Annotated in this window: 17 protein-coding genes; 6 read left to right on the top strand and 11 right to left on the bottom strand. The window is 74.9% G+C overall.

Annotated features, from left to right (window positions below):
• Positions 1-345: 345 nt before the first annotated feature.
• Together ACFW5B_RS34275 and ACFW5B_RS34270 are read right to left on the bottom strand one after the other, a co-directional pair.
• Entirely contained in the window at positions 346-1,032 is a 687-nt protein-coding gene (locus ACFW5B_RS34275) for a TetR/AcrR family transcriptional regulator (RefSeq protein WP_386448691.1), read from the bottom strand.
• Between the two features lie 104 nt (positions 1,033-1,136).
• On the bottom strand, positions 1,137-1,775 hold the full coding sequence (locus tag ACFW5B_RS34270) for a TetR/AcrR family transcriptional regulator (protein WP_386448689.1): 639 nt from the start codon (positions 1,773-1,775) through the stop codon (positions 1,137-1,139).
• Positions 1,776-1,898: 123 nt separating this feature from the next.
• Here ACFW5B_RS34270 and ACFW5B_RS34265 point away from each other — a divergent pair, with 123 nt between their 5' ends.
• On the top strand, positions 1,899-2,321 hold the full coding sequence (locus ACFW5B_RS34265) for a DUF4345 domain-containing protein (protein WP_386448686.1): 423 nt from the start codon (positions 1,899-1,901) through the stop codon (positions 2,319-2,321).
• Positions 2,322-2,368: 47 nt separating this feature from the next.
• On the opposite strand, the gene ACFW5B_RS34260 is transcribed toward ACFW5B_RS34265, so the two are convergent.
• From ACFW5B_RS34260 to ACFW5B_RS34250, 3 genes are all read right to left on the bottom strand, one after another.
• The gene (locus ACFW5B_RS34260) at positions 2,369-4,348 is read right to left on the bottom strand and encodes a hypothetical protein (protein WP_386448683.1); all 1,980 of its coding nucleotides are present in this window, start codon (positions 4,346-4,348) and stop codon (positions 2,369-2,371) included.
• A 97-nt stretch (positions 4,349-4,445) separates the two neighbouring features.
• Entirely contained in the window at positions 4,446-4,676 is a 231-nt protein-coding gene (locus ACFW5B_RS34255) for a DUF397 domain-containing protein (protein WP_042154028.1), read from the bottom strand.
• A gap of 50 nt (positions 4,677-4,726) precedes the next feature.
• The gene (locus tag ACFW5B_RS34250) at positions 4,727-7,915 is read right to left on the bottom strand and encodes an alpha-N-acetylglucosaminidase TIM-barrel domain-containing protein (RefSeq protein WP_386448680.1); all 3,189 of its coding nucleotides are present in this window, start codon (positions 7,913-7,915) and stop codon (positions 4,727-4,729) included.
• Between the two features lie 435 nt (positions 7,916-8,350).
• Between ACFW5B_RS34250 and ACFW5B_RS34245 the strand changes: the two genes are divergently transcribed.
• From ACFW5B_RS34245 to ACFW5B_RS34235, 3 genes are read left to right on the top strand one after another with little or no spacing between them, the layout of a single operon-like run.
• Positions 8,351-9,142, top strand: a complete 792-nt coding sequence (locus tag ACFW5B_RS34245) for a GNAT family N-acetyltransferase (protein WP_386448677.1) — start codon at positions 8,351-8,353, stop codon at positions 9,140-9,142.
• Positions 9,139-10,038: a lysophospholipid acyltransferase family protein gene (locus ACFW5B_RS34240; RefSeq protein ID WP_386448674.1), complete on the top strand. Its 900-nt coding sequence runs from the start codon at positions 9,139-9,141 to the stop codon at positions 10,036-10,038. Before ACFW5B_RS34245 ends, ACFW5B_RS34240 begins: the two co-directional genes overlap by 4 nt.
• Positions 10,031-10,774, top strand: a complete 744-nt coding sequence (locus ACFW5B_RS34235; protein WP_386448671.1) for a DedA family protein — start codon at positions 10,031-10,033, stop codon at positions 10,772-10,774. The genes ACFW5B_RS34240 and ACFW5B_RS34235 overlap by 8 nt, the downstream gene beginning before the upstream one ends.
• Before the next feature lie 7 nt (positions 10,775-10,781).
• Here ACFW5B_RS34235 and ACFW5B_RS34230 read toward each other — a convergent pair whose 3' ends face one another.
• From ACFW5B_RS34230 to ACFW5B_RS34210, 5 genes are all read right to left on the bottom strand, one after another.
• Positions 10,782-11,399: a winged helix-turn-helix domain-containing protein gene (locus ACFW5B_RS34230; RefSeq protein ID WP_386448668.1), complete on the bottom strand. Its 618-nt coding sequence runs from the start codon at positions 11,397-11,399 to the stop codon at positions 10,782-10,784.
• Positions 11,400-11,805: 406 nt separating this feature from the next.
• Positions 11,806-12,540 carry a rhomboid-like protein gene (locus ACFW5B_RS34225; RefSeq protein ID WP_386448665.1) on the bottom strand — a complete coding sequence of 245 codons (735 nt, stop codon included), beginning with the start codon at positions 12,538-12,540 and terminating at the stop codon, positions 11,806-11,808.
• Positions 12,541-12,827: 287 nt separating this feature from the next.
• The gene (glnII, locus tag ACFW5B_RS34220; RefSeq protein WP_386448662.1) at positions 12,828-13,850 is read right to left on the bottom strand and encodes a glutamine synthetase; all 1,023 of its coding nucleotides are present in this window, start codon (positions 13,848-13,850) and stop codon (positions 12,828-12,830) included.
• A gap of 203 nt (positions 13,851-14,053) precedes the next feature.
• Positions 14,054-15,190, bottom strand: coding sequence for a hypothetical protein (locus ACFW5B_RS34215; protein ID WP_386448660.1), 1,137 nt, complete (start codon positions 15,188-15,190; stop codon positions 14,054-14,056).
• Positions 15,187-16,659, bottom strand: a complete 1,473-nt coding sequence (locus ACFW5B_RS34210) for a hypothetical protein (protein WP_386448658.1) — start codon at positions 16,657-16,659, stop codon at positions 15,187-15,189. The genes ACFW5B_RS34215 and ACFW5B_RS34210 overlap by 4 nt, the downstream gene beginning before the upstream one ends.
• Positions 16,660-16,897: 238 nt before the next feature.
• Between ACFW5B_RS34210 and ACFW5B_RS34205 the strand changes: the two genes are divergently transcribed.
• Entirely contained in the window at positions 16,898-17,806 is a 909-nt protein-coding gene (locus ACFW5B_RS34205; RefSeq protein WP_386448656.1) for a Gfo/Idh/MocA family protein, read from the top strand.
• A gap of 222 nt (positions 17,807-18,028) precedes the next feature.
• Positions 18,029-18,301: a hypothetical protein gene (locus ACFW5B_RS34200; protein WP_386448653.1), complete on the top strand. Its 273-nt coding sequence runs from the start codon at positions 18,029-18,031 to the stop codon at positions 18,299-18,301.
• A gap of 82 nt (positions 18,302-18,383) precedes the next feature.
• Here ACFW5B_RS34200 and ACFW5B_RS34195 read toward each other — a convergent pair whose 3' ends face one another.
• Entirely contained in the window at positions 18,384-18,950 is a 567-nt protein-coding gene (locus ACFW5B_RS34195; protein ID WP_386448650.1) for a PadR family transcriptional regulator, read from the bottom strand.
• Between the last annotated feature and the right edge of the window lie 139 nt (positions 18,951-19,089).

Here is a 19,089-nt window from a genome sequence, read left to right as displayed (position 1 = left end):
GGCCTGGTGTGTGGACGTAAAGCGAAGCAGTCCACACACCAGGCCCCGGAGGTCCGTCACCGCACCCGACGACCACCCGCCCGCCGCAGGCGCAACGGCGAGTCAGCCGAAAACGTGGGGAGCCACGGCGCCGCGCAGCGGACCCCGCCCGCCGCAGGCGCAACGGCGAGTCAGCCGAAAGCGTGGGGAGCCACGGCGCCGCGCAGCGGACCCCCGCCCGCCGCAGGCGCAACGGCGAGTCAGCCGAAAACGTGGGGAGCACAGCGCCGCGCAGCGGACCGGCGAGCAACCACCACGGCGGAAAAGACAAAAACGTGGGCCCAAAGCACAGCGCAGCGGAAGGCGTCAAGCAATACGGCCAAGGCGCCGCACAAGGTCCGCGAACATCCCGTCCGCCGGCTCGTCGTCGAGGATGCGGCGGACCACGTCCGCCATCCGCTCGTCGTAGGCCGCACTCACCGCCGCCAGAGCGGCGAAGTCGTGGACGAGCTGGCGCTCCAGCTCGGCGCGTGGCACGCGGCGGCCGTCCAGCCACAGCAGGGCGGTGGTTTCGGCGAGGGAGACCCAGGAGCGGACCACCAGCTCCAGGCGGGGGGCGGGGTCGGGGATGCCCAGGTGGGCCAGGATCTGTTCGTACGCGGCCTGGCGGACGCGGTCGATCATCGCGCCGGTGTGGGTGGAACCGATCGCCGGGCCGCCGCGCATCAGCGCGGAGAAGCCGGGGCCGTGCTCCGCGACGAAGTCGAAGAAGCGCTCCATGACGCGCAACAGCCGGGCGCCGAGCGGGCCTTCGTGCGGCTCGACGAAGCGGGCCGTGAGTTCCTCGGCGGCCCGTCGCAGCGCGGCCTCGTACAGCTGCTGCTTGCCGGGGAAGTAGTGGTAGACCAGCGGCCGGGAGATGCCGGCCGCCTCGGCGACCTCGTCGATCGACACATCTTCCGGGGAACGGTGGCTGAAGAGGTCCAGCGCGACAGCGATCAGCTGTTCACGCCGTTCCTCGACGCCCATTCTCCGCCGCGTCCCGGTCGTCATGCGGCTACCCTAACGACCGGGGACGCGGTGCGGAATCGGCGAAGTCATCACGGATTGAGCACAAGACGTCCACCGCGCGCCCGGGAGGCGCGGATCTGCGGGGGTCAGGGGGCGGTGGTTCGGGCGTCCGTGGGCCGCTCCTCGTCGGCGGCGGGTGTCCCGTCGAGGTCCATGACCGGGTGCAGCGCTCCCAGTAGTGCGCCGACGCACATCTCCCGCAACACGGTGCGGCTGAAGCTCTGATGCGCCAGCCAGTCCACGCAGAGCGCGCGGACGAACGTCAGCCAGCTCATCAGCGCCGCCGGTACCGCCTCATGGGGGCCGTCGCCGAGTCCCGTGGAGTCGAGCAGCCGCCGTCGCAGCTCGGTCAGTTCGTCGGTGATGACGGCCTGGATCACCGGGTCGCCTGCGAGCACCCGGTTCGCCGCGAGTACGGTGTGGCGGTTCGCCTCGAAGTAGTCGATGTGCGCGTCGAGTCCGGCGCGCAGCTGCTCGGTTACGGGGCGGGCCGGGTCGAGTTCCGTACGGGTCAGCAGCCGGTCCGCGGCCTGCTGGTAGACCGCGGCGAACAGGTCGCGCTTGTTCGGGAAGTAGCGGTACAGCAGGGCGCGGGAGACGCCGGCCCGTTCGGCGACCTCCTCCATGAACACCTCGTCGTACGGCTTCGCCGCGAAGAGCCGTGCTCCGGTGTCGAGCAACTGGCTGCGGCGCTCGGTGGGGGCGAGTCTGCGGCGTGGGGGCATGGCACCGAGGTTACTTGACACCTGTCTACTATCGGCCGTACGTTCCCATTAGTAGACAGACGTCTACTAGCCGGTGCCGAGGGGCGCCTAGGGGTGCTGAGGGCACAGAAAGGTGGCCGTGGCATGGCCGGACTTCTCAAGTGGCTGGCGCTGGCGATGGGGGCCGCCTGTGTGGCGATCGGCGCGTTCCACTTCGCGCTCGGCATCGACTCGGTGCCGGGCGAGGGCTCGGCCGGTGCCACCGTAGACAGCCGGGAGCGGTTCTACGGGGCGGTCTTCCTCGGCTACGGCCTCGCCTGGATCCGGGCGGCGCGGCAGTCGCCCATACCGGCCACGGCGGTGCGGTGGCTGGCCGGGATTTTTCTGCTGGGCGGGCTCGGGCGACTGCTGTCGATGGCCGTGCACGGATCGCCGCAGGGGTTCCAGATCGCGCTGACCGTCGTCGAACTCGCCCTGCCGCCGCTGTTCTTCCTGCTGGCACCCGCCGACGAGCGCGCGGCGACGGCCCGGCCCTCACCGCGGCGGGCCGAACGGTTGCTTCCCTAGGGCCCGTTGGCCGGGGGCGCCCGCGTCGCTCCCCCCCCCGGAGCGTCCTAGCCCAGCGGCTCGATCCGGTGGCCGTTCGCCAGCCGGCCGGTCAGTTCCGCGTGGTCGCCCGCCTTCGCCGGGACCGCCAGCAGCCGTCCCGTGGCCTGGCCGGGGACCCCGCCGGTCGCCCGGATCGAGGAGACCTGGCTGCTGCCCGCCGCCAGCAGCCACCAGCGTTTGTCGACGGCCTTCCAGAGCACCCCGGCCAGCGCCCGCGGCGCCCGGGGGCCGCAGGCCGTACCGCCCTCGGCGCGCGCCGCGACCGCGCCCGGCGCGTACGGCTGCCCGCTCGGCGCCGGCGTCTGGATCTGTGCCATCGTCCGGCTGCCCGGCCCGCGCCAGGTCTCGGCACGGGTGCACAGCCAGGCCGCGCTGCCCGCGCCCCCGGGCAGCGGCTGCCGGGCGAACTCCCAGGCGTTGACCGTACGGACCCCCTGGCCGCGCGCCACGGCCAGCTGGCAGGCCGTACGCGCCCACGCCGTACGGGCCTTGGGAGAGGTCACCCCGCCCGGCTTGCGCGGGCTGCCGTACGTGAGCCGGGCCGGGACCAGTTCGCCGAGGTCGGTCAGCAGCGGACCGCCCATCCGCAGCGCCGGCCAGGTCGTGCACTTCGCGGTGGGCCGCGCCGTCGGCACCGGATCGGTCACCCCGCTCGCCCCGACCGCCACCGGCTGCTCCACCGCCTCCGGCTTGACCAGATCGGCCAGCCGCGCCGACTTCACCCAAGGGGCGGTCAGATAGCGCACATTGCCCTGGGTGCGGCTCACCACCACCGCGGTCGCCGAAGCCGCCGCCGCGCCGTCCGTCCGCGCGAAGTCCAGCGCCGCGCCGGTGCCGTCGCTCCGGCCCTCGCCGTCCGCCGCCTCCGCATAGCGCACCACCCGCAGCCCGTCGTGGAGCAGCACCACCACGGCGTGGTCCACGACGCCCGCGAACAGCAGCTGGGCCGGGCCGGACGCCGGGCCGGCCGGGGTGCCGGGGGTTGCCGAGACCTGCACCCCGGCCCCGGGCCTGGCCCATACGGCCAGCGCCCGCCGCAGCAGCGCCCGGTCGTGGATCCGGTCGCCGCGGGCGGGCCAGGTGGCGAAGTCCTGCCGGGCGGCGCTCTTCCAGGCGGTCGCGGAGCTCACCGTCAGCTTGCCGGGGTCCAGCGCCGCCTCGGCCGCGGCATTGCGCGCGTACGGCGGGGCGGCGGCACCGTCCGGGCCCCAGCCCTCGCCCGGCAGCCCCAGCAGCGCCCCGCACACCAGTACCGCCGCGCCCGCCGCCAGCACCGCCCGGCCGTGCTGCCGCCGCCGGATCAGATCCGTCGGCCTGGCCTGGAGCGCACAGGGGTCGAACTCCGCGGACTCCAGCAGCGACCGGTCCCGGCTGCCGGCCGGGGTCGCGGCGCGCTCGGCCTCGTCCAGCGCCTCCCGGGGCCGCGCCACCCCGGCCGCCTCCAGCACCCGGCGGGTCTCCGGTGCGCTCAGCCGCTCCAGATCGCGCAGCACGAACGCCGCCCGGCCCGGTCCGGACAGCGCCGACAGCGCCTGGTCCAGCGCCAGTTCATCGGCGCCGCCGGAGCGCGGGAACAGCCGCAGGCCCCACACCTGGGGGAGCGGCGGCGGCAGCGGCAGCCAGCGGCGGGTCCGGCCGCCGGCCAGGGCGGCCCGCAGCACCCGCAGCCGGACGAAGGCGTAGCCGGGGTCGATCGCCGCGTCCGCGCCGGTGCGCGGGGCGGGCAGACCGGCCCCGCGGGTGGAGCTGCGCTGACGCGGCAGGGTCCGCTGCACCACCCCGTGGGCGGCCAGCACCCGCCGGCCGCGGCCGCGGCCGGGCGGCAGGACCAGATACGCCAGGCGGACCAGCCGGGGGTAGTGCTCCACCAGCGCCGCCTCGGCCTGCTCGACGTCGATGACGTCGCCGAACTCCTCCAGGCTGCCGGGGGCGGAGCGGTCCGGACGCCGGGGTGTCGCCTGCTGCTGTTTCTGCTGCTGCTTCACGTTCGGTGAAACGAGTGAATCCTGTGATGGTCACCGGCCCTCCCGGTACCCCGAGGGGCGCCGGGAGGGCCGGTGAGGTGCTGCCGGGAGGGCGGCTTCAGGGCTGGAGGTCGAACTCCCCGTCCCGTGCGCCGAGCACGAACGCCCGCCACTCCGCCTCGGTGTAGCGCAGCACCACATCGGGGTCCGTGGAGTTGCGCATGGCCACCGCGCCCCGCTCCAGGAAGGCGATCTCCACGGCCTCCTCGGAGTCGCCCGGGGCGCGCTGCCAGGTGGCGTCAGAGATGTCGAGGGCGTAGAGCCACTCCTTCTCAGCTGCGGCACTCATACCGTGATCCCCTCGCTCGTGGTGCGTTCCCGGGTCAGCGTACGCGGCGCTCAGGCGAGCTTCCAGCGGCGGAAAGCGGCCGTTCCGCCGTCCCCGGCGGCCGAGTTGGCGGCGGACTGGTGCAGCCCGGTGTCCTGCCGGGCGGCGGCGCCGGGGACCGTGACGGAGGCGATCTCGCGCCAGGTCGCGCCGTCGTCGCTGGAGCAGGCGCCCGTGTAGGTACCGGAGCTTTGGCGGTCCGCGCCGCGGGTCAGCCGGAGCAGTACCGGCGCGGTGATGCCGGTCAGCCGCCGGTAGGTGTCCAGGGTGCCGTCGCCGGTGGAGTCGTAGGACAGCACCACGCCGTTGGCGGGCGTCACGGACAGGTTGAGGAAGCCGAGGGCGTCCGGTGAGCCCGGGGCGGAGGCGGCCAGGCGGTTGCGGACGACGAGGCCGGCGCGGGCCCAGGGGCCGGTCGGGTCCTGGGCGGTCACCTCGACGGTGACCGTGCCGCCGGCGGTCAGGGCGGCCGGCCGGTAGACCGCGCCGAACTCCGCGGTGGCCTTCCACAGGTCCGCGCCCCCGCCGTGGATGGCGAAACGGTCCGCCAACTGGCCGAAAACCGCCGCATTGGTGGTCACCGTCCGCAGCTCCGGGTCGAGCGGACCCGCCACGAACAGGGTGCCGTGCCGCGCCGCCCGGACCCGCGGTGCGCCCTTCGGGCCGTAGTCGACGGTGAGGTCGTAGGGGAGGGGGTGCAGCGGGGCCTCCAGGGGGTCGGCCGGTGCGGTGACGCGCCAGTGGGCGCGGCCGGTGCCGCCGGGCGGGACCGACGGCAGCGACACCGGGCCGGACGCGGTCGCCGTGACACCGGAGAGCGCGAAGTCCACCCGGCCGGTCGCCCGCAGCCCGTTGACGTTGCGCAGTGCCGCGGTGACCGCGGCCCGGCCGCCCGGCGGCAGCGCGGCCGGGTCGGCGGTGACCGTGACGGTGCCCTGGTAGGGAGCCGTGGCGAGGGTGTCGTGGACCCGTCGCGCGGTGCGGTACGCGTCGGTCGTCGGGCGCAGCGGATGGCCGGTGCGGGCGCGGGTCCAGGGCTCTTCCATCGCGTACCAGTCGAAGGTCTTCGGCGGCCGGTCCGTGGCCAGGGCGTCCGCCAGCTCGTCCAAGTACGCCTGCCACTGCGGGAGATGGACCTCGCCGATCAGGCCGTGCCAGTCGCGGTTGGCGTAGTTGGCGAGCGAGCCGCCGTCCGCGGTGGCCCGGTCGGCCCAGGTGGTGATCAGGGCCCGTGCGCTGTGTTCCAGCCGGGCCTCCTCCTCGGCGCCGGTCGCCATGGCACGGGCGTCCGCCAGCCACGGCCCCAGCAGGAACTGCCGGTGGGCGCCGGTGACCTCGTCGCTGAGCCGCATCAGCCGCAGCCACAGCCCGGAGAGCGCCCGGAAGGTGTCCTGGTCCTTGCGCCGGTAGGCGTCCTGGAGCTGTCCGATCAGCTGCCAGGACCGGTTGGCCAGCGCCTGCCGGGCGGCGTCCGTCAGATCGTGGCGGTAGGCGTCGCTGCCGCGCAGCGCGGGGCGGACGGCGAGCAGCGCGGCGAACGCGGTGTCGAAGGCCGCCGGGTCGAAGGCCGGGGTGTGGGTGGCGTAGACGGTGCCGGAGCGGGCGGCCAGGTTCGGGCGGGCGGCAAAGACCGAGTCGTGCGGCCGGCCGTCCTTGCTGGAGATCGCGTATGTGCTGGTGCGCAGCGCGGCGAACGCGGCGCGGGCGTGCTCGTCGCGGGCGCCGTAGCGCAGGTCGGCATAGCCGTCGAACCACACGGCGCGGTCCACCGGGCACTCCCGCCAGGCGAGTTCGCCGAACAGCTCGAAGGCGGCCGGGTCCCGCTCGGCGGCCTCCGGCATGTACGCGGTCCCCACCAGCCGGCTGCCCGGCTTGTCGCGCCAGGCCGTGAAGCGCTCGGCCCAGATGTGGGTCTTGGCGCCGAGGGTGGTGCGGCCGCCGAAGTTGGGGATGGAGCCGAAGGCGTACGGCACGCCGCCCCAGTCCCGTTCCCGGTCGGTGACCGTGTCCAGGTCGCTGAGGCCGTCCACGATCAGCATCCGGTCGTGGTCGACGGCGTCCAGCAGATCGCGCCGCGGATTGTCCTGCCAGCCCAGGATCACCCAGGTCGCGCCGGGACGGGCGGTGCGCAGCGCCTTTTCGACGGCGCGGGCGGCGTCCGGCACCGGCACGTCCCCGGCGTCGCCGCCCTCGTGCAGCAGATCCATCTTGAAGTGGTCGGCGGGGCCCAGGAGTTGTTCTTGATGGCGGTAGAAGGCGGCGGCGACGGCGGCGAAGGCGTCGGTGCGCGGATCGAGCCAGTCGGGGCGCTTGAGGCCGGCCCAGGTGCCCTGGGGGACGGTCCGGGCGCCGGGGTTGCGGGCGGCGAACCCGTCCGGGACGGTGCCGAAGTAGCCGGGGAGTACGGGGTGCATGCCCAGCTCGCGCAGCCGTCCGGTGATCCGGCGGCCCAACTCGGCGCGTTTGGCGATCAGTTCGGGACTGGTGGGGCCGCCGTAGCCGCTGATGTTCTGGAGCAGCCACCACGGCTGGTGCGAGGGCGCCGGGAGCCAGCCGCGGGCCTCGGCGTCCGAGTAGCCGAAGCCGGTCAGCAGCCGGTGGTAGACGGCCTCGGTGCCCGGGGTGACCAGCACCTCGTTCACCCCGCGCAGCGCCAGCGCGTCGATCAGCCGCTCCCAGCGCGGCCAGTCCGCGTACGGGGCGGTGTAGCCGTCATGGGTGTCGTTGAGGGCGAAGCGGTGCGGCAGCGCGGTGGCACGCTCGACGGGGGCGGCCGGGGCGGGCAGCCGGTCCGGCAGCGCCACCTGGTCACCGGCCCAGGAGAGGTGCACCCGGCAGGTGTACTTCAGATACCAGTTGACGCCGGTCAGCAGCGCCGCCGGGGTGGTTCCCGAGACCGTGATGCGGCCCGTACGCCCCTCGATGCGGAAGCGGTCGCCGTTGCCGTTGCCGTCCCGGGCGAGCGGCTCCAGCCGGAACTGGTCCGCGTGCCGGGGCAGGAGCCGGGTCAGCGCGGCGCGTGCCGGTCCGGTGTCGTACGCGGGTGCCCGCTCCTGGCGCCGGGCGGACGGCGTCCCGGCGGTCGGCGCTCCGGCGGCCGGCGTCCCGGCGGAGGCGGCGGGGGCGGCCCCGCCGAAGGCCGCTCCGGCGCCGATCGCTCCGGCGGTTCCCAGCAGTGCGCGTCGTGACGGTCGGTTCACGTGTGCCCCCTGGCTCGGTGCTCACAACGGTCCCGTGCGGGGGCACGCTAACGGTCGGCCCGCCGCGGTCCAAGGGGGCCGGTGCCGCCCGGCCCCGTCCCGTCGCCCTCGTCCGGCGGCGGTGGTCACCCCGGCCTGGTCGCACCACTACACCCGGCGCGAGCCCCGGTCCTCCGGCCCCCGGACCGCGGCGACCAGTGTTCTGCCGCCCCTCATCCCTTCGCTCCCTGGGCTTCACGCGCCCGGCCGGCGGACCCGGGAACAGTCTGCCGCGTAGAGAAGGGCCAGGTCCTGGGGTGATGTCCCCGAGCCGGGGGGTACCCGGCAGCACACCGTGGTGCGGCGCACCGTCCTCCCCGCTCGGCCCCATTGGCCCCCGCTGTCTCCCCCCGCCCGCCGACTCACCCGGCCTCCCACTCCCCAAGGAGGGCTCTCATGAGCATGGCACCGACCGCGTCCGCCGCCGCTCCCCGCACCGTTCCCGCCCCCGCACCGGCAGCCGCCCCCGACGGCCCCGGCTACACCGCGGAGATCGCCGACACCCGTGCGCAGATCCGCGCCGCCCAGCGCCTGCGCCACCGGGTCTTCGCCGAGGAGATGGGCGCGACCCTGCACACCCCGCTGGCCGGCCACGACATCGACGCCGTCGACGACCTCGCCGACCACCTCATCGTCACCCACACCGCCACCGGCGAGGTGGTCGGCACCTACCGGCTGCTGCCGCCCGGCCGCAGCCCGCGGCTCTACTCCGACGGCGAATTCGACCTCGGCGCCCTGGCGGAGCTGCGCTCCTCCCTCATCGAGGCCGGCCGCTCCTGCGTCCACCCGGACCACCGCAACGGCGCGGTCATGACCCAGATGTGGGCCGCCCTCGCCCGCTACACCCTGCTCTCCGGGCACCGCTACCTGGCCGGCTGTGCCTCCGTCCCGCTCGCCGACGGCGGCATCGCCGCCACCCACGCCCGGGAACTGGGCCGGACCCGCTACGCCGCGCCGCCCGAGCTCCGGGTCACCCCGCACCACCCCTGGCACACCACCCTCCCCGTCCCCGTGCGCCCCGCCCTCGCCCAGCTGCCGCCGCTGCTCCGCGGCTATCTGCGGATCGGCGCCGTGATCTGCGGTGAGCCCGCCCACGACCCCGAGTTCGAGGTCGCCGACTTCTTCGTCGTCCTGGACATGGAGCAGCTCGGCGACCGCTACCGGCGCTACTTCCTGGGGGAGCGGTGAACGGCCCCTGGGACGTGCACTCCGACTGCACCCCGGGCTGCGCCGCCCACGCCCTGCCACGGGTCCCGGCGGCCCGTATCGCCCGGCGCGGCGCCGCGTTCGCCCGCACCGTGCGGCGGGCACTGACCGACGGCGCGCGGATGGCCGAGCCGGGACGGCTGCGGACGCACGCCCGCGCGCTGCTCGACGCCCTGGACATCACCGTCGACGGGGCGGGCCCGCTCACCGCCGGGGACGGCCCCGGAACCCTCGTCGTCGCCAACCACGTCTCCTGGCTCGACGTCCTCGCCCTGCTCGCCGTCGAACCGGTCACCCTGCTCGCCAAGCGCGAGGTCGGCGGCTGGCCGGTGGTCGGCGGCCTGGCCCGCCGGGCCGGTACGCACTTCATCGACCGCACCCACCCCCGCCGGCTGCCGCACACCGTGCGGGAGGTGTCCGAACTGCTCGCCGCCGGACGCTCGGTAGCGGTCTTCCCGCAGGCCACCACCTGGTGCACGGCCCGGGCGGGCACCTTCCGCCGGGCCACCTTCCAGTCCGCGATCGACGCGGGCGCACCGGTCCGCCCGGTGACCCTCGACTTCCGCCAGCAGGGCCGGCCCAGCACGGTCGCCGCGTTCTGCGGCGAGGACACCTTCGCGGGCTCGCTGCGCCGGGTGCTCGCCGCCCGCGACCTGACCGTACGCGTCACGGCGCATCCGGTGCTGTGGCCGCTCGACGGGGGCCTGGACCGGCGGGAGCTGGCGGCGCTGGCGGAACGGGCGGCGCTGGCGGAACGGGCGGCGCCGGGCGGCCGCCCGGCGCCGGTGACGGGCGGTGCGGTACGGCCGGCCGCCGGACTCCCGCCCGCCGCTCCGGTGCCGCACGCCCCGCCGCGGGACGCCCCCGCCCATGTTTGAGCAACTGGACCAGCTCACCGCGTCCCTCCAGGGCATGCTGGGCTCACCCTGGCTGTGGCTGGTCATCCTGCTGGTGTCAGCCCTCGACGCGCTGCTGCCGTTCATGCCGAGCGAGACCACGGTGGTCCTGGTCGCCGTGCTCATCGGCCCCGACCCGGGGCTGCTCGCGCTGCTGGCGGGCGTCGCGGGGACGGGGGCGCTGGCGGGGGACTGCCTCGGCTACGCCGTGGGCCGGTACGCCGGCCCGCGCGCCGGCGCCCGGCTGCTGCGCGGTGAGCGCGGCCGGGCCCGGCACCTCAGGGCCCGCGCCCGGGTCGAACGGCACGCCGCCCTGCTCATCATCGCCGGGCGCTTCCTGCCCGGCGGCCGGGTGGTCGCCGCCCTGTCCACCGGGAGTCTCCGCTTCCCGCTGCGCCGCTTCGTGCTGCTGGACGCGGTGGGAGCGGGCCTCTGGGCGGTGTGCAGCGCGGCGCTCGGCGGGCTGGGCGGCGCGGCGCTCACCGACTCCCCGGCCAAGGGGACGCTGATGGTCTCCGGCGCCGGGCTGGTGGCGGCGGTCTGCGCGGGCCGGCTGCACCGGCGGGGCGGCCCGCCGGACCGGGAGACACCGGACCGGGAGACACCGGACCGGGAGACGCCGAAGCGGTGCGGTCCCCCTGCGGGACCGGCACCCGTCCGGGCGGGGGAGCGGCCCCCCGCCCGGACGGGTCTCCGGCAGCGGCAGGAGGGCGTCTGACCCGGCCTCAGACGCTCGGCACGTACTTGTAGCCGACCCGCCGCACCGTCACGATCGACGACCGGTGCGCGGCGCCCAACTTGCGGCGCAGCCGGGCGACATGGACATCGACGGTGCGGCCGTCGCCGACGTGCCCGTACCCCCACACCGTGGTCACCAGCTGGTCGCGGGTGTGCACCCGGTGCGGATGCGCCACCAGATGGGCCAGCAGCTCGAATTCGAGGTACGTCAGGTCCAGCGGCCGGCCCTCGACGTGCGCGGTGCGCTGTTCGGGGTCGATCCGGACGGGCGCGTCGTCGCCGGGCGGTGCGGGCGCCTCGGGCGCGGCGGCGGGCGGCGGAGCGGTGGCGGTCGCGGTGGCCTGTTCGGCGGGTACCAGGACGAGGTAGCCGACCATCGGCGGCCGGCCGGGCAGTTCGGGCAGGCTGTGCTGCGGCGCCGGAAGCCAGGTCGCGCCGGACTCCAGCAGCTCGGCGACCGAGGCGACGCCGCGGTACGGCGCGCTTCCGGCCGGGGCCTCGTCGGGAGTCACGGCGCGCAGCCGGTGGCGGTTGGAGTGCGCCGGGGCGGCGGCGGGAGCGGGAGCGGTCGCGGAACCGGCGGTCAGGGTACGGACGTTCGTCATACGGGGTCAGCTCTTTCGCGCAGAGGGGCGTCGGGGACGTCATGCGCGCGGGCAGGGCGGAAGGCGCCGGTTCAGCGGCGTCGGTGAGGCGTGTGCGGGCCCGCGCTCAGTGCGCGCGGCAACACAGAAGGTCGAAGGCGTGTGCCTGCCGGGACGGCCAGAAGGGCTCCAGGTCGCTGCGACCTGTCGCGGTGTCGGTGAGGCTGGCCATGGCCTTATTGAACCAGACGGTCGGTGATCTGTCCCCGGTGCGGAGCGCCCGGTGACGGGATTCCGCCGCGCCGGCCCCGCACGGGCGCCGTGGCGGACGGCCCTTCCTGCCTGACTCGGCTCTTGCGCAACGGAGTTGGCGACCGCGCGGCGGAACGGACCCTTGGCCGGAATCCGCCGCACGGCGCCCTGCCCGCTAGGACGGCTTCGCCCCGGCTCCCGCTGCCGCTCCTCCGCCCGCTGTGGCGGCTCCGCCCCCGCCCGTCGTCCTGCGCAGGCCCGCCCCCATGGCCACCCCGAGTGCCAGGGCCGCCAGATGTCCGGCGTCGGTGAACGTCCGCCCGCGGCGCAGCACGGGAGCGGTCGCGAGCGCCAGCAGCCCGGCGGTCGCCGCCGTCCGGACGCCGCGGTGCGGGACGGTCGCGGCCAGGGCGCCCACCGTGGCGTTGAAGCCGTAGCTGGCCCCGACGTCGACGGCCTGCGCGGTCGCCTCCTGCGGGGCGTCCCCCGGCGGCCCGCAGGCGGACCGGCCGTGCCCCCGCGCCCGCAGCCCCGCGTAGACCAGCAGACTGGCGCCGATGTGCCCGGCCGCGAACACCCCTGCCGCGCGCCCGGTGCCCCAGCGCGCCTCGGCGGTACCGAGCGCGGCGAGCAGCGCTGCGCCGTACGGCAGCGGCAGTGGATGTTCGACGAATGCCGCGCTGGTGACCAGCGTCCGCCACCGGCCGGCCCGGAGATTGGCGACGTTGGTGGAGTGCGCGCGCAGCAGTTCCGTACGCCGCCGGCCGGGCAGCCGCGCGGTGGCGTACGCGCCGAGCTGTACCGCGCCGACGTACAGGGGTGCGGCCCAGGGCACGGCGGCACGCCGGACACCCGGCGCGGCACGGCGCAGCGGACCGCCGGACAGCGTCCTCGGCACGGCCTGCGGCATCTCAGGCCCCCGCCGGCAGTCGCCCGCGCCGGCCGCCGGCGGCGCGCGACCGGCGCGGCGGCCCGGGGAATGCGGCGGCGGCCGGGCGGGAACGGGCCGGGCCGGCCCCGGTCTTGACGGTGATTGCAAGCATGCCCTCAGCGTGCCAGCCGCCACTGACAACCGGCCGGTATCCGCCGAGTACGCCTCAGGTCCGTGGGGAGCGGCAGTAACGCCGCCCCGGTATGCGGAGGGGCCGGACCTCCCGGTCCGGCCCCGTGCCCGCGGTGTCCCTCGTCCCGAGGGGGTCAGATCTGCTCGCGCCGCGCCAGCTCGGTGCAGCAGGTGTCCACGATCAGGCGGGTGACCACATACGGGTCGACGTTGGCGTTCGGCCGCCGGTCCTCGATGTAGCCCTTCTTCTCGACCTCGACCTGCCAGGGGATGCGCACCGAGGCGCCGCGGTCCGAGGCGCCGTAGGAGTACGCGTCCCAGGGGGCGGTCTCGTGCGCGCCCGTCAGCCGGTCCTCGATCCCGGTGCCGTACTGGCGGACGTGCTCCAGCGGCTTGTCGTCAAGGCCCAGCGCCTCGCAGGCGGTGATGATCGGGTCGTAGCCCTCACGCATCGCGCGGGTGGAGAAGTTGGTGTGCGCGCCCGCGCCGTTCCAGTCGCCCTTGGCCGGCTTGGCGTCCAGCGAGGCGGTGACGCCGTAGTCCTCGCCGATACGGTGCAGCAGCCAGCGCGCGACCCACATGTGGTCCGAGACCTCCAGCGGCGCCAGCGCGCCGACCTGGAACTCCCACTGGCCGGGCATGACCTCGGCGTTGATGCCGGACAGGCCGAGACCGGCCGCCAGGCAGAGGTCGAGATGCTTCTCGACGATCTCCCGGCCGAAGATCGCGCCGGCGCCGACGCCGCAGTAGTAGTCGCCCTGCGGTGCCGGGTATCCGCCGCCCTCGGGGAAGCCGAGCGGGCGGTCGCCCTTGAGGAAGGTGTACTCCTGCTCGATGCCGAAGATCGGCTCCTGGCCGGCGAACTTCTCCGCGACCGGGCGCAGCAGCGCACGGGTGTTGGAGGAGTGCGGGGTCAGGTCGGTGTTGAGGACCTCACAGAGCACCAGCAGGTGGTCGCCGCCGCGGATCGGGTCCGGGCAGCTGAACACCGGCTCCAGTACGAGGTCCGAGGCGTGGCCCTCGGCCTGGTTGGTGCTGGAACCGTCGAAGCCCCACCGCGGCAGCTTGCTGCCGTCGTTCAGGATCTTGGTCTTGGAGCGGAGCTGGGCGGTCGGCTGGGTGCCGTCGATCCAGATGTACTCGGCCTTGATGGTCACGGGGTCCTCTTCACGGTCGGGGCGGGTACGGTGCGGGCGTACCTGAGCACCCTCGCAACGCGCCATTTCCCGTCCGTTGCCCATTTGTGAACCACAGGTTACCGAGCCGGACATCCAGGCGTTTCCAAGGTCTTCTTCGCTGTGTGCCTACGTTTTCTTTCCTGGTCAGGCCGTTTTCTCGCTGATTCGATGTGACGGAGACCTCATGGGCGCCGCTTCAGCAGCCCCTCGAAACCCAGCCGCCCGATCCGGCGGGCCAGCTCCTCGCCGGTGATCCCCATCGCCTCCGCGGTGCGGCCCGGGTGCCAGTCGTGCGCCGCGAGCCGGTGCAGCACATGGCCGCGCCGGACCTGCTTGTCGGAGAGCCGGAACGTCTTGAGGTAGACGGTCCGCCCCTTCCCGTCCGTGATCACCTCACCGATGTGCTGGGTGCGGTGCAGCGCGAACGGCGGCAGGAACCGCGCCAGCCGGAACCGCCCCATCCGGTACACCTCCCGCACCTCGTAGGACTCATCCAGCAGCTCGCCCGCCATCAGCTCCGCGTGCTGCGCCGCCCACTCCTGCTGCCGCCGCTCGGCCGCGGACCGCAGCTGGGCGAGCGAGGTGACGTACTCCGCCGCGATCCGGGTCGTGAACTCCGCCACCGGCCCGCCGTAGAGGGCGTACTGATACATCAGCTCCCCGTACAGGTCCTGGAGCAGTGAGGCGTGCAGCGCCCGGTAGTCGTCCGGATGCGGCACCACGAAAGCGGCGGCGAGGGCATCGGCGACATACAGCAGGACCCCGCACTGCCCCGGGTGGATCTCGAAGACCCGCAGCGCGTCGTCGAGGCCGGGCACCGCCTCGCCCCGGTACGCCCGCTCCGCCCGCGGGGACAGCCCGTCGTACACCGCCCGCCGGGTCCACTCCTCCCACACGACCGACGGACCCCCGAAATGCAGCGCCAGATAGCCGTCCAGCGCCAGATGGAGCGGCAGGAAGCGCAGCGTGCCCGCGGAGCCGCCGGCCGGGCGGCCCTTCCCCCGCCGCCGCTGGGCGAGTTTGCGCGGAAAGTGCAGCGGCGCACACACCACCGGGCCACCGCCGTCGCTCAACTGCGAGCCGTAGGCGGCGGCGGGTGACCCGTCCCCCGTCCAGTCCGCCACGAAGCCGTGCGGAATATAGGAGGAGGTGCAGGAGGTCTGGCTGTCGGCGCGCACCGTCTCCGGCCCGTCCTCGTAGAGCTCACGGTGCAGCCGCAGATCGGTGACCGGCTCCGCGCGCACCAGCGGGACCAGCCGGACCGCACCCCACACCTGCCCCGGACGGACGTCGAGCCCGCTCAGATCCAGCCTGCTCATCCCGGCACCTCCGCCCCGTCCGCCGCCTCCGCCAGGAACTGCCGCACCCGGTCGTCCAGATGGGCCCGCAGCTCGGCCAGGCCCGTGCGCCCCTCCGCGAACCGCGCCAGCTGCACCAGCGCCGGCAGGTCCTCCGCATTGCGCACCCCGGCCGTCGGCACGGCTGGGGTCAGCCGCCGGACGGTGAAGTCCGCCGCGTCGTACACCGGGTTGAGATGCACGACGGAGGTACGGCCCTCCGGGTCGAGCCGGGTTCGCCAGATCCGCAGCACCTCGCCGGCCAGGCCCGGCGGGGCGTTGTCCCACCCGTCGGAGACGATCACCAGCCGCTCCGGCGCGTCCTCCAGCGCCTCCAGCACCCGCATCCCCAGCGGGGTCGGCCCGTAGGGGTACAGCAGCAGCGCGTCCCGCCGCCCCGACGTCCACCGCGGCAGATAGCACCCCGCCAGCGCCTCCAGCAGGAAGTGACAGGCCAGCGCGGTCGCCAGCGGGCGGTGCCGCTTCTGCCGCGAACCGGTCGTGGAGAAACTGTCGTCCAGGACGGCCGTCACCCGGCCCCAGCTCCCGGCCCGCGCCCCCGCCGTACGCCGTGCCGCGGCCCGCAGGGCACCCGTCAGCTCGGTGCGCCGTGCGGCCCGGTCGTCGAGCGACAGCCCGAGGACGTACGAGGCGAGCCGGGTCAGCGGCAGGGTGCCCAGATCGGTGGGTACCTCGGCGCGGTGCGCACGGGCCGACTCCTGTGTCCGCAGCCGCTCCAGCCGGGTCATCCGCGGCGCGATGCGCTCCAGGAAGGCGCGGCGGCCGATGCCGTGCGCCGCGGCGAACCCCTCGGCGACCGTGAACGGCAGCTCGTACAGGGCGCCTTGCTCGTAGTGGGCCCGCCGCCAGGCGTCCAGCAGCGGGGTGGCGTACCGCTTGCGGCGGCCCGGCGCGAACAGGAAGTCGCCCAGCTCGCCCTCGCCGTCCCCCGGCCCGCCGCCGCGCCCGCCGTCCAGGGGCAGATGCGCATGGCGCGCCGCGCACTTGAGGCCGGCGCGGTACTTCACCGCGTCCAGCGCCGGGTCCGGGCGCGCGGCGAGCCAGTCCCGCATGATCGCGCGGGTGCGGCGGTTGTTGACCCCGGCGGTGCGCAGCGCCCGGAACAGCCGGTAGACCCGTGGCGCCGGCAGCCGTGCCAGCCGCGCCGCGATCAGCCGGCCCTCCTCGCGCCGCTCCTGCGCCGTCGCCTCGCCCGCCGTCTCCAGCAGCCGGCGCACGATCAGCGCCGCATTGTGGTCGTTGATCTCCAGGGCCAGCGCGGCGGCGTACAGGGGGCGGTAGTTGACGCGTGCGTAGGCGTGCAGGAAGTCCAGCGACAGCTGCTGCTCGTCCGCGCCGGAGCGGAACTCCCGCTGTCCGGTGGACGTGATCGCGGCGTGCACGAACAGCAGCACGTCCTCGGCCGCCACCAGATCCGCGGAGCCCGTCATGCCGCCTCCCCCGTCCCTCGTCGGATGCCGGCCGGGGAATGGGGGCACGAGCAGCGAATCGTTGCTTTGCAGAGCAGGTCCGGAAGTCGCACCGAAGTCCCGCGGCCGGCCGGGGCAACGTAACACCGGCCGGGCGGGCGGAGCATGCGGATTACGGCCGTCGCCCGCTCCCGCGGCACAGCAGCGGCACGGCCGCCAAATCGCCGCCCCGCCCCGTACCCCGCGAGACACTGGCCCCATGACGACCCTGCGCATCGGACTCCTCGGCACCGGCCCCTGGGCGCGGAGGGTGCACGCACCCGTCCTCGCCGCGCACCCCGGCGTCGAGCTCGCCGGTATCTGGGGGCGACGGCCGGAGGCCGCCGCGGCGCTGGCCCAGGTGCACGGCAGCCGCCCCTACCCCGGGCCCGACGAGCTGTTCGAGGACTGTGACGCCGTCGCGATCGCCCTGCCGCCGTCCGTCCAGGCCCCGTTGGCGGTCCGCGCCGCCGCGGCCGGACGCCATCTTCTGCTGGACAAGCCGGTCGCCACCGCCGTGCCCGAGGCCCGTGCGCTCGCCGCCGCCGCCGACCGGGCGGGCGTCGCCTCGGTGGTCTTCTTCACCGCGCGCTTCGGGGAGCAGGAGGGGGAGTGGATCGCCGCCCAGGCCGCGGCGGGCGGCTGGTTCACCGCGCACGCCGACTGGCTCGGCTCGGTGTTCGCCGAGGACAGCTCCAGTCCGTACGCCGATTCGCCCTGGCGTCGTACGAAGGGCGGGCTGTGGGACGTCGGCCCGCATGTGCTGTCGGTGCTGCTGCCGGTACTCGGGGACGCGGAGGCGGTCACCGCGACCAGGGGCCCGGCCGACACCGTGCTGCTGACGATGCGGCACAGCAGCGGCGCGGCCAGTACGGCGACGGTCGGCCTGACCGCCCCGGCCGCGGCCGCCGGCGTCGAGATCACCCTCCGCGGCACCGCCGGCATCACCACCCTGCCCCGCCGCCTGGACGGCCCCGAACCGGCCTGCCACCGCGCCGTCGACGCCCTGCTCGCCGCTGCCGGGACCGGACTGCCGAACGCCTGCGACGTCCACTTCGGCCTCCGGGTCACCGAGATCCTGGCGGCGGCGGAGGAGACGCTGAGCCCGCTCATGCCTCAGGAGGCATGACGGCATGACCATGGCGGGATGGGGTGTGGAGGGCATCGTCGGCGGTCCGTAGCCGGGGCGTGGCGGCGACGTCCCGGGGGCCGTGCCGAAGGCTGGCCCGGGGCCGTTTCCGGGGGCCTGCTCTGACCGTCAAATACCCGCTGGCCAGGGGCTTTTGTCAGTGGTGGCCAGTAGAATGGGAACCAGTCAGTGAGGGTTCATCCACGTTCCAGGAGGTCGCCGATGGCTGCTGCCACACTCATGACGAAGCCTCTCCCGGCCCACCCGCTGCCCAAGAAGCCGCTGCCCGCCGGATGGCCGCGCGAGCGGTACGAATCGCACAACCGCCGCCTGAAGGCCATGCGGCTGGCCATCGCCCTGCTCGACACCGGTGTCTACCGCCCCGAGCAGGCCCACAACCGCAAGATCCGCAGCACCGCGGCCGACATAGGGGTGCACAGCCCGTCCGACACGACCTGCCGTCTGGTGCGCGCCCTCCTCTACGACAACTGCTGACGGCTCCCGGTGCGGCAACGGGGCGGCCGGTCCCGGGACTTCCCCCGGGGCCGGCCGCCCCTGCGCGATCCGCCGGAGCGGCTCACCCGTCCGTGCCGCCCCCCGGGGCCGCCGCGGCGTCCAGGTCCGTCACCTCCGCCAGCGCCTCCGTCAGCCACTCCACCCAGAAGGTCTCCAGCCCGATCCCGGCCCGCAGCACCAGCCGCCGCAACCGGTCCTCCGGGTCCGCCGCCGCCCCGAAGTCCCGCTCCTCGATCTCCTGGTACTCCGCCAACTGCCGCCGGTGCAGCGTCAGATGGCGCTCCAGCTCCGCATCGAGACCGGTCCGGCCCACCACCGCCGACGCCCGCAGCCGCAGCAGCAGCGCGTCCCGGATCGGCTTGGAGTCCTGTTCGCCGGAGGCCCAGCGGGTCAGCTCGGCGCGGCCCGCGGGCAGCACCTCGAACTCCTTCTTCTGCCCCCGGGACGGCTGCTCGCTGGGCAGCGCCCGGATGAAGCCGGCCTGCTCCAGCTTGCCCAGCTCGCGATAGATCTGCTGATGGGTGGCCGACCAGAAGTAGCCGATCGACCGGTCGAACCGACGGGTCAGCGCCAGCCCCGACGACGGCTTCTCTAGCAGGGCGGTGAGGATCGCGTGCGGGAGTGACATGGGGGAATCCTAGGCCGGGGCGACGGGGGCGGGGGGGGGGGGGGGCCCGGCCCCCCCCCCCCCGCCCCCCCCCCCCCCCCCCGCACCAAAAAAAAAACAAAACCCACCCCAAGCCACAACAAAGACATTAAGCGGAAAG

Source organism: Streptomyces sp. NPDC058773 (genome assembly GCF_042746015.1).
GTDB lineage: Bacteria > Actinomycetota > Actinomycetes > Streptomycetales > Streptomycetaceae > Streptomyces.
The sequence above is the reverse complement of the archived record's forward strand: the minus strand, read 5'-3'. Positions and strand labels throughout refer to the sequence as shown.